Origin of the sequence: Salibacterium qingdaonense (assembly GCF_900114715.1) — a bacterium.
GTDB classification, from domain to species: domain Bacteria; phylum Bacillota; class Bacilli; order Bacillales; family Marinococcaceae; genus Salibacterium; species Salibacterium qingdaonense.
Genome location: NZ_FOTY01000003.1, coordinates 15,814 through 28,068, shown reverse-complemented (window position 1 = coordinate 28,068; position 12,255 = coordinate 15,814). Strand labels below are relative to the sequence as shown.

Genomic DNA, 12,255 nt, shown 5'->3' with positions numbered 1-12,255 from the left:
TGATTTACCACATAAAGGAAGGGGAAAGGGTTCTATGAGGAGGGTGCATCTGTGATCAAAGCATGTATCCCCCCTTCTTTTTCGTTGGGCGGAGCCGTCTGCCCGACTCCAGCGGGAGAAGCGTCAGCCGAAGATCACCGGGTGATTTTCCCGGTAGCTGAGGCGACGCCCGCGGAAAGCGGGCAGGAAAGGCGGAGTCCAACGAAACGCTTCCTATATTCGCATAATCAACAGCCGTGGAACATTTTATCCGTATGAAAAACACTGCTTTCACGAATCGGGGGGTAACGATCACCTCGAATAAAGGAATCCAGCTCTTGAGCATACAAGAAGGGAGCTGCTTTGGTACATGAGCAGCTCCCTTCTTTTTACACTTCCACTTTCATCTGCTTTCGAAATACTTCTTTTACCATGTAAGCCAGACCGTTTTGATCGTTGGACCTTGTAATCCAGTCTGCATGTTGTTTTACTTCGTCCGGGCTCTGTCCCATTGCCACACCGATTTCTGCCATATCAAGGACAGAGATGTCAGCTGTCCCGGAACCGATGTAGATCATTTCTTCAGGTTCAATGCCAAGTTCGGACATCAACCAGGTTAATGCATGTTCCTTGGACGCTTCCTCTTTTTTTATCGTTATACTGTTTTCCTGCTGGTCCACACTGATACCTGGTATTTTTTCCTCAAGCAGTCCGCGGCAGTGTTCAGCATCCCGTGTGCTTTCGAAATGACCGAACAAACGAAGCGCACTCAATTGCTTCTCCGCCGCCGAAGCAGACACCCTGTCTGTATACGTTTTCGGCTGAAAAAGTCCTTCTCCCAGGCTGAATTGAATTTTTCCCAGCACATTTTTCGCTGCAGGCTCTTTGTTTTCCCATTCATAATCCTGGCTTTCCAGCTGGATGCGGCATGGATACATTTCCATGCACGCTGTGGCGTCGTACACCATTTCGGCAGACATACGAGCTTCAAGAATCGTCGTACCGGACTGTCCGGCTGTGAGTGCACCACCATGACAAATCATTTCATGCTCCATCTTTAAATGCCGTGCCGCTTTTTTCGCGGCTCCAAAACTGCGGTTCGTTACAAGAAGGGTGTACACCCCTTTATTTCTAACAAAATCTACAGCTTCTTTCGTCTCACGGCTCATTCTGTCATTGGACTTCAAAAGGACTCCATCAATGCTCATGGCTAGCAGTCGATATCCCACGTCATGTCCCTCCTTGGCGCCTGGCCTGATCTACCGTCATCCTATGCAGATCCTTCCCGCCTTAGAACAAGACGTGCGGACCAAAAAGAGCCGGCAGCGTGTGCTGCCGGCTCTTTTGATATGATTATTCCTGCTCTCCCATTTGATCTTCAGGGTTACCATAAAGATCTTCAAGAGGCTCGGTAATGATTTTATTCAAATCCTGAATAGTGGTGCTCATCTGTTGTTCCACTTCCATCAACTTGGAAATAACTTCATGCTGCTGCACCATTTCAAATTGTTTCTGCGCCTGCGTGATTTCTTCTTCTGTCGGCTGCTCGCCCTGCATCTGCTTTTGCTGCAGATCAAGCTGCAGGGAACGGAAGTTATCAAGCATACGCTTGGCTACTTCGTCCTGTTCCACTTCTTCATGAAGGTTTTTTAGATTTTGGAATTCATCACTGTCTCTCAAATCCTGAGCTAGTTCGCGTGCTTTGTCGTATACATTGGACATTGCATAGTCCTCCTTTTTACAATCTTAACCGAGCATAACATGAATGAAATGCAGAAATCATCCGTTTTACCTGATTCTCTCTTCTTTTTATCCAATGGAAAAAAGAACCACAATCACTCCCTGAAATAATCCAACCACACCACCGAGCAGCGCCCCGAGATAAGTGATCATTTTAAATTCCCGTCTCGATATCGAAAGAACCATATCTTCGAGTCTCTCCACCGAAAATGCGTTCACCTGTTCTGTAACGACCTCGTCCAGTTGAAGCCTTGCAAAAAGACCGGGCAGGCGGTCGATGAGAAAGGACTGCATCCGGCTGACTACGCCGGGAAGCAGGCGGTTTGTGATAACGTCTGCATAAGACGGTGCCCATTCCGACAAGGGGCGGTCCAGGTATTCGAGTGCGGGCAGTTCTTTTTCCAGAAACGATACCAGCTCATTGGAAACTGTGCCCGTATGAATGTAGGATTGAATCGAAGACAGCGGCTTTTGTTTCCACTTTCCCCATTCTTGTTCCAGTATGTTTTTCACAAACGTCTCCGAGGTTTCATCTTCAAAAAAACGTACGATTTCAGGCTGGAGCTTCTCAATAATTCTGTCACTGCCGAACATGGACCCCAAAAAATTCATCATCGATCCTTTGCCCTGCAGAAATTTATCCAGAAGTCGCTGGAGCTGCCGGGCTCCTTCCTCCCCGCGGAAATAATCCGCCCCTTTTTCGGTCACCTCGGAAGCAAAATCCGGGATCAGATTATCCGCTTTGTTCAACGCCGCTTCAGGAATCATTTCCTGCAGGGGCTTATCTTTATTTTTTTCGAGCCACTGGTCCATTGACTGCTGCACGTATTCACGTCCCTTTTCCTCAAGAGGGAGTTTTCTGCCGGCGGTTTTTTCCGCTATCTCCCTCAATGTAGAAGATTGATGAAGAAACGTGGACATCTCTTCAGCAAGCCAGTTCTGAAGGGTGTCATGAAAATCGGATTTTTTCAGTTTCTGCCGTAGGCTTTCCGGGGTGAGAAGGTGGGTGACAACCATAGTCCCCATCTGCTCTGCCATTTCTTGTCTTCGTTTTGGAATAAGTCCCGGAGTGAACGGCATCCGCACACCTCCGATATACAGCGGTTGAAACGGGCGGAACAGCATCCTGATGGCAAGAGAATTTGTCACGCCGCCAATAAGAGATCCTACCACTGTCATCACCACAATCATTACCAACGTATCCATGTTCAAGCTCCTTTATCCGCCTTTTTATGTTATCCGCTGTTTGCAGAGGAAAGTTTCCCTGCCGGATGCTTAGGATTTTTTCTTCATTTTCAGCCAATATCACTTTATCAATTTGTCTCCGGCGGAGCAAGCAATAACGGCACGGAGGATTTCCGGTTTTCAAGACTTACATATTCAAAAAAAGAAGGGGAAGGCTGATAACGAAAGGAGGGCGATGTATTGAAACGAAAAGATAATAACAAGAACCTTCAGTTCGATGAAGATCGAATGATAAATGAAGGACTGGCTGGAGGTACCGTCCTTCATTCAGAGGACAATTCTCAAATTGAAGAAGCCCGGGATATCCCAAAAGAAGAACCACCCCGCCGCCGTAAATAACAAGAACCCAAACGACCATCATTCCTGAAGAGTAAAAAAGCTTCCGATTATTATCAACAATAATTCGGAAGCTTTTTATTTGCTATGTAAAAAAAGGGGGCTGCCCCGGTGCTGCAATGCAGCACCTTCAGACAGCCCCTCCAGCCATGATATTTAATTACTGCTGAGGGCCTTGGCCGCCCATTTGCTGTTCAGCCATCTGTACAAGACGCTTGGTGATCTCTCCCCCAACGGAACCGTTGGAACGGGAAGTCGCATCTGCACTAAGCTGAACCCCGAATTCCTGTGCAATTTCATACTTCATTTGGTCCATTGCCTGCTGTACGCCGGGCACGACCAGTTGGTTTGAACTGTTGTTGTTGGCCATGTGTCTCACCTCCTCTTTGTACCTATAGTTTGTTACGATTCGCAAACACTATGCTGTGAATGATATAGTAAATTCAGGTAATAAACACAATAACGCAAAAAGAAACCATCGCAGCGCCGTGGTATGATTTGTAACGGAAATAGAAGTATGTTTCTATAGAGAAAAGGTGTTTGAGTAATGGAAGGGGCGGATCAAGCTATGAACATTTCCATATTTGGAGCAACAGGAAGAGTGGGAAACAGGCTCCTTCCCATGCTTCTAAGCAGCGGATACAGCGTCCGAGCACTGGCACGGTCACCGGAGAAGCTCAAAAGCCACCCCTCTTTACAGGTTATTGAGGGCAATGTACTGACAGATAAAGACGTACAAACGACAATTTCCGGTACAGATATCGTTATCAGTACGCTTGGAACAGACAAACAAAACACGTTGCAGCGTGCGTTCCCGCTTATCATCGACGCCATGATACAAGAAAATGTACAGCGCATTCTTTCCACCGGTACAGCAGGGATTTTAAACGCACGCCGGGATCCTGCCATCTTCCGTTTTGAAACGAACGAATCAAAACGACGCAGTACAACAGCGGCCAGAGATCATGCCGAGGCTTGCAAGCTGCTGCAGCAGTCTCCGTTAAACTGGACCATTGCCTGCCCGACGTATCTGCCGGAAGGAGAGGCCTCCGGGATATTTCGAACCGGCGCCGACTTTCTGCCCGAAGACGGAAAGAGCATTACAACCGGAGACACCGCTCTTTTTTTGTACCGGCTTGTATCCGGGGAAGAATCCTTTCACCGAAGAAGAGCAGGCCTGGCTTACTAATATCATCCAATCATGATATACTGACGTAAAGAATAGTATTACAGTATCACCCATTATTTAATGTATCAGACTGGGTATAAAAGGGAGAAAGGAGGGAGCCTCTTGTCCATCTTCGGCAGCGTTCTTGGAATCATTATCATTGCTGCTTTGATATGCTGGATTGTCGGTTATAATGCTTTGATAAAATTTCTTTCCTGGGTGGAAGAATCATGGGCTCAGATTGAAACACAATTAGACCGCCGGGTCCAAGCTGTTCCATCCCTGATTGATATCGCACAGCCATATGCCAAACAAGAACAACATATCCTGGAAAAAATAGTGGAACTGCGAAGCAGGCTGACTTCTCCCAATACCTCCCGCGTGGAACAGCTGCAGATTAATGAAGAACTTACTAAAAACCTTCATTTTCTGTTCGCTGTAAAGGATGATCAGCCGGAACTCCTTCAGCATGAAGAGTTTTTGCACCTGGAGCAGGAGCTCAAGGATGCAGAGGAGAAAATCCACCGCTTCGTTCTTATTTATAATAATACTGTTCAAAAATATAATACAAAAATTCATTCGATGCCGGTCAATTTCGTCGCTGACATCCATAACTTTGAGGAACGGCAGAAGCTTGATATTCCGGGAGAAGCATCCAAAGACGTGAAGTTGTCTTCCTAGAAAAATCACCATTCTTTTAACAGAACGGTGATTTTTTCTTCTTTCTCTGCTCATCCTAAAAAAGCCCCATACCTAAGTGGCAGAGCAAAGATTATGTTACAATAACATCTCAACAAAATTTTCCGTCAGAGAAGGTGGATAACGATGACAACATTCAATGAAAAACTGAATAACTATGCGGATCTGGCTGTCCGCAAAGGAGTAAATCTCCAGGACGGCCAGACGCTGTTTATTTCCGCCCCCATCACGTCTGCATCCTTTGTCCGGCTTATCGCTGAAAAAGCATATGATGCCGGCGCCAAAAACGTACACGTCGACTGGGTGGACGAAACCCTCACAAGAATCAAATATGACAAAGCCCCGCAGGAAGCTTTTCAGGAATTCCCTCAGTGGATTGCCAGAGGCCGCGAAGAACTGGCCGAAAACGGTGCAGCCTTTATCACGGTTAAATCCACTGATCCCGATCTACTTAAAGGAGTCGACCAGAAAAAAATCGCTGATGCCAATAAGGCTGCCGGCGAAGCGATGGAAACGTTCCGCTCCTACATCCAGTCCGACAAAGTAAGCTGGCTTGTGATTGCATCCCCGTCTCCGGGCTGGGCCAAGAAAGTGTATCCTGAAGACAAGGAAGAAAAAGCAGAAGAAAAACTGTGGAACGCCATCTTTAAAGCCGTACGCGCAGATCTTGAGAACCCGGTGGAAGCGTGGGAATCCCACGACAAAAAACTCCGTGACAAAGCTGCCGTCTTAAATGAAAGACGTTACAGCGAACTTCACTATAAAGCCCCCGGCACAGACCTTACCGTCAAACTGCCGGAAGGACATATCTGGGTCGGCGGCGGCGGACCTAATACAGACGGTGTCCATTTCATCGCCAACATGCCAACCGAGGAAGTGTTCACTGTACCGGAAAAAACCGGCGTAAACGGCCACGTCACGAACACGAAACCTCTGAACTACGGCGGTAATATTATTGATGATTTCACCATTCATTTTAAAGACGGGAGAATCACCGATTACAGCGCCGGCGAAGGCGAAGAAACATTGAAAAACCTGATCGAGACCGATGAAGGCTCCCATTTCCTTGGCGAAGCCGCTCTCGTTCCGCATAGTTCACCGATCTCGCAATCCGGCGACTTGTTTTACAACACCCTGTTTGACGAAAATGCTTCGAACCACCTGGCTATCGGAAGCGCCTATGCGTTCTGCCTTGAAAATGGCGCTGATATGACCAAAGAGGAAAAAGAAAAACACGGGCTCAATTCAAGTATCACGCACGTTGACTTTATGATCGGCAGCGCAGAAATGGACATTGACGGTATTCTGCCGGACGGTACATCCGAACCTGTTATGAAAAACGGCGAATGGGCCGATCAGTAGAATAAACCAAACCGGGAAGCTCTCTTACCCTAAAGAGAAGCCTCCCGGTTTTTTTACATACCTTTTCGGAAAACCCTGGTTCCGTTGTAGGTAAACACCGTCGGTTTGTTGTCGAGAACAGTTTCCACGTGAACGCTTCGTCCCCATAGTTGATACAAATAAGGGAGCGTTTTTTCAAGATACGTCACATCCAGTTCTTCTTCCTCATAGCGGTGGGTGATATACAATTCTCCTCTTTTTTCATAATCCCCGTCGGTCACGACGAGATAAGGAAAACCGCCATTCACTCTGGAACGGATCAGCTGGTCTTTTACCTGCTTCCACTCTTTATCTACAATGGTGTAATCGCGTCCCTGCTTTTGAAACACATACATGTCTTCCTGCTCTACCAACTCTTTTGTTACATAGTTGCGGATAAAGGATGTATCTGTCTCCAGCTCCCTCACTTCAAATAATTTGTCTCTTCCGCTTCCCGGCTTAACACCGGCCCGCTGCAGGGATTCGTCAGGATTATCCCATCTCTGTTCAATCGTCTCAAAAATTCTCAAGCCCAGATGATACGGATTAACGGACGTGCGGGATGGCTGAATGACCCCGGCGTTCAGTTTCGCGAATTCGATTCCTTCTTCCGACGTGAGTTCAAGTTCCCTCATGATCCGGGCATGCCAAAACGATGCCCAGCCTTCATTCATGATTTTGGTTTCCAGCTGCGGCCAGAAATACAGCATTTCTTCCCGTATCATCGTCAGTATGTCACGCTGCCAGTCTTCGAGCTCACGGCTGTGTTCTTCGATGAAAAGAAGCAGATCCTTTTCCTCCCGGGCCGGAAACTTTTTCTTCCGGGCATACGGTTCCTCCGTCGGCTGTTTTTCCCCTATCTGCAGAAGATCTTCATAAGGACCGGACTTTTCATTTACACGTTCGCCTGTTTCCTCCTCTTCTTCTCCCTCCCGCCGCATCAAACTCGGATCAATATGCTCCTGAACCGCAAGCACCGCATCCAGAAAGGCCTCCACCCTGCGGCGGCCGTATTGTTCTTCATAACGGGAAATACGTTCAGCCGCAGCGGCCATGCTTTCCACCATATCCTTTCGCGTGCCGGCAAATCGGATATTATTCTTAAAAAAATCACTGTGGGCAAGCACATGAGCAACAATTAATTTATTCTGCACGAGCGAATTGTTATCCAGCAAAAATGCATAGCACGGATTGGAATTAATAACGAGTTCATAAATTTTGCTCAAACCTAAATCATAATGGACTTTCATTTTGTGAAAATTTTTCCCAAACGTCCAATGCGAAAAGCGGGTCGGCATCCCGTAGGCACCAAACGTGTATATGATATCCGCCGGACAGATTTCATAGCGCATTGGGTAAAAATCAAGACCGAAGTGTTCCGCGGTCTCCGTTATACGGTCAATGGCTTTTCGCAGCTCTTTTTCTTCAAGCGTCTGCATCAAGTCCCTCCTCCCCTGTTAGTTCCACTATATGAAACAAGCGGCAAAGCATGCCTCTTGATACCGTGCGCTATGGATTGAAGGAAGAAAAGAAATCGGGGTACAATAGGGAAAAACCTCGATGTTTTCGGGGATGACAAAAAGCCGGGTGATCATTGTGGAACTGGTTCAATGCAAAAAAGATGTTGTCAAAAAGCTTGGTCATGATTTTGTGGAAATCGATCCACCGAAAGTTCTGTTTAAAGCAGATTATTTTTATCCTGCATTTCAGGATCAATACGGAACCTGGCTTGCAGCCGACGAAGAAGGAGAAGCCCACGTCATCTCTGAAACGCCGGAAAACGTGGAAGAAGACCCTTGGTTTGATATGTATTTTAAAAAGGTATAAGTCTTTTAGAGGAGGTGTCACGATGCTGAAACGTCATTTGATTGTCCATGGAACCGTACAGGGAGTCGGTTTCCGTCAGTTTACGGTGACAGAAGCCAAAAAAGCCGGTGTTAACGGCTGGGTGAGAAATCGAATGGAAGGTACCGTTGAAATCAAAGCGGAAGGAAGCCAAGAGCAGGTGAATGCATTTATAGAGGCCGTCAGAGCCGGTCACCGTTTTGCATCGGTAACAGATGTCGATATATCTACAGCGGACAACGTCGAGCACAAAGGCTCCTTCACTGTTCTTTACTGATACTGCTCATAAAAATAAAAGCTGAATCCCGGATGCAGGATTCAGCTTTATTGTATAGAGTAGAATCGGTGAAGGCTGTCACGTGCGGCTGAAGATGTCAACTCCCTGGTCTTTCAACTGCTTCAGGGCTCTGTCGACTGGAAGATCAGGCATTCTGAATTCCCTGCTGAGTACGTCCCGGACAGCTTCCTGATCGGGCAGATCTTTTGTCATCACGGAACCATTGCCGTGACGGATGGTGAACGTTCTGTTTACAAGGGAAAGCCCCCTCCTTTGATCCGGTTCCCACAATTGGCATCGAAGCATGTTCATAAACGATGCCCCCTGCTGAAACGTGGACTCAATCCACGGTATAAAGTCGGCAGCATTCATTGCCGAATAAATCGAGAATGTCCATTTTTTGTGGGTGATCTGCCCGTTTCTCGTTCGAATATAGGTATAAATCCCGGGTTCGTTCCCCGGAAGAAAAAACAGCCGTTCTCCGGCAAAAGGTGTAATGCCGAGTTTTCTTCCATGGAAGGGGATCGGTTCAAACAGCGGAGCGGTAGTCCCGACGTCTACATAAAGCAGCCTGTTCTTTGAACCTGGATCTTTCACAACTATCGCCATGTGCTCCTCCCCCGGACGGATCAACCATCCTTCAAAACCAAGAGCCTTTAGAAGCTGGAATAGACAGGCATTGAGGGTGAAGCATGTCCCTCCACTCTGATTCGTCTCATGAGCTGTGAGAAAGGTATACACGTCCGTGACATGATCTATCGTTTCTGCATCGCGTGCCATCAGAAGCTTGCTGACGTTTTCAAACGGAAAGGTACGGACGTGGGCACGAATAATTCGTTTCAGAAATTTACGGGACGGCGGCTGCGGCTTTAATCGAAGAATTGTTAAATAGCGTTCAAGCCAGTCACTTGACATGGTGTTCTCCTTTTCAACTGTGTAACAGGTTTTTATCGCTGTATATGGACACGAAAAACTCCGGAAAACGAAGATTCCCGGAGTTCTCCATTTCAAACCGGCCGGCAGGTGGTAATATCCGCTCCTGCATTCATCAATACACACAGGAACAGTCCGGTTACTGCCGGGCTGCAGGTTCCAATGATTGTCTGCCTTTAAACGTGTTCATGCACCATCTTCGACATGTCGTTTTTCAAGTGGTGCAGTGCTTCTATTGCTTCGTGTTCGGTCTCTTTGCAGACCCCGAAATAAAACTTTACTTTTGGTTCTGTACCGGAAGGGCGGATACAGCACCATGATCCATCTTCCAGTACATATTTTAACACGTTGGATACCGGAAGTTCGATATTTTCTTTATGCCCGTTTTGAACCATTGTGCGCTCCTGTGTCTCATAGTCCTCGATGACTGTGATTTTTTTGCTGCCGAGGGATGTTGGAGGCATCTCCCGGAATTTCTTAAGAAGAGCTTCAATTCTTTCGATGCCCTCTACACCTTTTAAGGTCATGGAATCAAGATCTTCTTTATAGTAACCGTATGTTTCGTACAGATTCCGGAGCGCATCATGAAGCGTTCTGCCCTCGTTTTTATGCCAAAGCGCCATTTCCGAAACGGTGAGTGCAGCCTGTACCGCATCTTTATCGCGTACGACACTGCTGATCAGATAACCATAAGACTCCTCATAACCGAATTGAAAGGAATAGGTACCGTCCTTTTCAAACTGTTTTATTTTTTCTCCGATAAATTTAAAGCCGGTCAACGTATCCAGTACGGTCTGGCCGTAATCTTCTGCCACAGCGCGTCCGAGCTCCGATGTAACGATGGTCTTCATAACAATCCCGTTATCCGGAAGCAGACCGAGTCTTTGACGCTCAGAAAGCAGGTATTCCAGCATAAGAGCCCCGGTTTGGTTACCGCTTAACAATTCATACTTTCCGTCTTCGCTGCGGGCTGCAATTCCGATCCGGTCAGCATCCGGATCCGTTGCAATCAGAATATCCGCTCCTTCTTTTTCCCCTGCTGCCCTTGCAGCATCAAAAGCTTCTTCTTCCTCGGGGTTCGGGCTTTTCACGGTGGAGAATTCCGGGTCCGGGAGCGCCTGTTCCTGCACTACATGAACGTTTGTGAATCCGCTCGTTTCAAGCAGACGGGTCACTGGAATATTCGCCGTCCCGTGCAGCGGAGTGAAGACAATCGAGAGCTGTCCCCCCTCTTTTTGTACCATATCAGGATGCAGCATAATCGTCTGAAGGTCATCATTGTAGGCATGGTCCATGTCTTCCCCAATGACTTTCAACAGACGGGACGCTTTCATTTTGTTCTCATCGGCCGTTTCGACTGTAAATTCATTCTCTACGGACTCCACCTTTGCCATCAAGGCTTCGGCCGGTCCCGGAGGCATCTGTCCCCCGTCTTCCCCGTACACTTTGAAGCCGTTGTATTCAGGCGGGTTATGGCTTGCGGTCACAACAATACCGGCAAACGCTTCAAGGTGGCGTACCGCGTAGGATAACTCCGGTGTCGGGCGCAGTTCCTGAAATATATAGACCTGAATATTATGTGCACCGAGGGTAAGAGCAGCTTCCAGTGCAAACTCAGGGGAACGGTGCCTCGAATCAAACGCGATGACGACACCTGCTTCCTGGGCCTCTGTGCCGTGTTCTTCTATGTAACGCGCCAGTCCTTCAGCAGCCCTTCGGATCGTATACCGGTTCATGCGGTTCGTCCCGGGACCGATTTCACCGCGCATGCCTCCCGTTCCAAATTCAAGATACTTGTAGAAATGATCCTCGAGCTTTTCTTCGTTTCCTTCCAACAATTCCAGCTGTTCTTTCAGGTCTTTATCCAAGCCTGATGCTTCACTCCAGCGCTTCCAGTTCTCTTTCCAGTCCATTGCTGTCACATCCTTTTTCGGATAGTTGCTATTCGAATCTATGTTTCTACTGCTTACGGTTTGTCAAAGCGCGCCGTCCACAACTCTCTCCGGGTCGTCGTAACAGCCTCCGCTCCTGCTTCAAATGCCTCCTCCGCGTCTTGTCTGCTGCGGAGAAAACCGCCGGCAATCAACGGGACTCCGGTCTTTTCTGCTACTTCCCGGATAATCCCGGGCATTCTTCCGGGAAGCACTTCAATCACATCCGGTTCCACTTCTTCTACAATTTTGTAACTCGTTTCAAGCGCGCTGGAATCAATCAGAAACATTCGCTGCACTGTCAGCAGCCCGTGTTTTTTAGCAGTAGTCAGCACCTGCTTTCTCGTCGATATGAGTCCATGAGGCCGCACCTGCTGACAGAGAAACTGAGCCGCTGATTCATCATGGCCGAGCCCCTGAATCAGATCAGCGTGAACAATCAGTCTTTTTCCGGCCCGTGCGGCCATTTGTGTCATGCTTTTCAACTGTGCCAGTCTTGAATTCAACAAAACGACGTAAGTTGGCGAGCTTTCCAGTAATTTTTCAAATTCTTTTTCCGTCCGGGCAGCGGGAATAATTTTTTCTTCCTGAAACATGGGCTGGTTCCTTTCTGTGAACAATGTCTAATTCCATCATAAAAAAAATGAGATCACTTTTCCACTTTGAACGAAATTTTCCTTGGTTTGTTTTTTATCTTTTCTCTCTGCTATAATTTTTCAGTA

15 protein-coding genes are annotated in these 12,255 nt (G+C 47.5%); 7 read left to right on the top strand and 8 right to left on the bottom strand.

Features of this window, described 5'->3' with window-relative positions; translation table 11 throughout:
• Positions 1-51 precede the first annotated feature (51 nt).
• Complete coding sequence (locus BM058_RS03385) at positions 52-258, top strand: hypothetical protein (protein WP_090925621.1); 207 nt, start codon at positions 52-54, stop codon at positions 256-258.
• A 110-nt stretch (positions 259-368) separates the two neighbouring features.
• Here BM058_RS03385 and BM058_RS03380 read toward each other — a convergent pair whose 3' ends face one another.
• From BM058_RS03380 to BM058_RS03370, 3 genes are all read right to left on the bottom strand, one after another.
• Complete coding sequence (locus BM058_RS03380) at positions 369-1,208, bottom strand: HAD-IIB family hydrolase (protein WP_143082974.1); 840 nt, start codon at positions 1,206-1,208, stop codon at positions 369-371.
• A 124-nt stretch (positions 1,209-1,332) separates the two neighbouring features.
• Positions 1,333-1,701 (bottom strand): YlbF family regulator, encoded by a 369-nt coding sequence (locus BM058_RS03375; protein ID WP_090925619.1) that lies wholly within the window; start codon positions 1,699-1,701, stop codon positions 1,333-1,335.
• A gap of 87 nt (positions 1,702-1,788) precedes the next feature.
• Positions 1,789-2,925 carry a DUF445 domain-containing protein gene (locus tag BM058_RS03370; protein WP_090925618.1) on the bottom strand — a complete coding sequence of 379 codons (1,137 nt, stop codon included), beginning with the start codon at positions 2,923-2,925 and terminating at the stop codon, positions 1,789-1,791.
• 219 nt (positions 2,926-3,144) lie between these two features.
• On the opposite strand from BM058_RS03370, the gene BM058_RS18110 reads away from it, so the two are divergent.
• Entirely contained in the window at positions 3,145-3,303 is a 159-nt protein-coding gene (locus BM058_RS18110) for a hypothetical protein (protein ID WP_177195410.1), read from the top strand.
• A 157-nt stretch (positions 3,304-3,460) separates the two neighbouring features.
• Here BM058_RS18110 and BM058_RS03365 read toward each other — a convergent pair whose 3' ends face one another.
• The gene (locus BM058_RS03365; protein ID WP_090925617.1) at positions 3,461-3,670 is read right to left on the bottom strand and encodes an alpha/beta-type small acid-soluble spore protein; all 210 of its coding nucleotides are present in this window, start codon (positions 3,668-3,670) and stop codon (positions 3,461-3,463) included.
• A gap of 198 nt (positions 3,671-3,868) precedes the next feature.
• On the opposite strand from BM058_RS03365, the gene BM058_RS03360 reads away from it, so the two are divergent.
• From BM058_RS03360 to BM058_RS03350, 3 genes are all read left to right on the top strand, one after another.
• Positions 3,869-4,489, top strand: a complete 621-nt coding sequence (locus BM058_RS03360; RefSeq protein WP_090925865.1) for an NAD(P)-dependent oxidoreductase — start codon at positions 3,869-3,871, stop codon at positions 4,487-4,489.
• Between the two features lie 102 nt (positions 4,490-4,591).
• Positions 4,592-5,149: a LemA family protein gene (locus BM058_RS03355; RefSeq protein WP_177195409.1), complete on the top strand. Its 558-nt coding sequence runs from the start codon at positions 4,592-4,594 to the stop codon at positions 5,147-5,149.
• 144 nt (positions 5,150-5,293) lie between these two features.
• Positions 5,294-6,529, top strand: coding sequence for an aminopeptidase (locus BM058_RS03350; RefSeq protein ID WP_090925615.1), 1,236 nt, complete (start codon positions 5,294-5,296; stop codon positions 6,527-6,529).
• Positions 6,530-6,582: 53 nt separating this feature from the next.
• On the opposite strand, the gene BM058_RS03345 is transcribed toward BM058_RS03350, so the two are convergent.
• On the bottom strand, positions 6,583-7,986 hold the full coding sequence (locus BM058_RS03345) for a SpoVR family protein (protein ID WP_090925614.1): 1,404 nt from the start codon (positions 7,984-7,986) through the stop codon (positions 6,583-6,585).
• Positions 7,987-8,107: 121 nt separating this feature from the next.
• Between BM058_RS03345 and BM058_RS03340 the strand changes: the two genes are divergently transcribed.
• On the top strand, positions 8,108-8,374 hold the full coding sequence (locus BM058_RS03340) for a hypothetical protein (RefSeq protein ID WP_090925613.1): 267 nt from the start codon (positions 8,108-8,110) through the stop codon (positions 8,372-8,374).
• Positions 8,375-8,396: 22 nt separating this feature from the next.
• A complete protein-coding gene (locus BM058_RS03335; protein WP_090925612.1) occupies positions 8,397-8,669 on the top strand; it encodes an acylphosphatase in 273 nt (90 codons plus the stop codon).
• A gap of 78 nt (positions 8,670-8,747) precedes the next feature.
• Here the strand turns inward: BM058_RS03335 and BM058_RS03330 are convergent, their stop codons facing one another.
• From BM058_RS03330 to BM058_RS03320, 3 genes are all read right to left on the bottom strand, one after another.
• Positions 8,748-9,584, bottom strand: coding sequence for an arylamine N-acetyltransferase (locus tag BM058_RS03330; RefSeq protein ID WP_090925611.1), 837 nt, complete (start codon positions 9,582-9,584; stop codon positions 8,748-8,750).
• Positions 9,585-9,778: 194 nt separating this feature from the next.
• Entirely contained in the window at positions 9,779-11,515 is a 1,737-nt protein-coding gene (locus BM058_RS03325) for a phospho-sugar mutase (protein WP_090925610.1), read from the bottom strand.
• 53 nt (positions 11,516-11,568) lie between these two features.
• The gene (locus BM058_RS03320) at positions 11,569-12,129 is read right to left on the bottom strand and encodes a glycerol-3-phosphate responsive antiterminator (RefSeq protein ID WP_090925609.1); all 561 of its coding nucleotides are present in this window, start codon (positions 12,127-12,129) and stop codon (positions 11,569-11,571) included.
• Positions 12,130-12,255 lie beyond the last annotated feature (126 nt).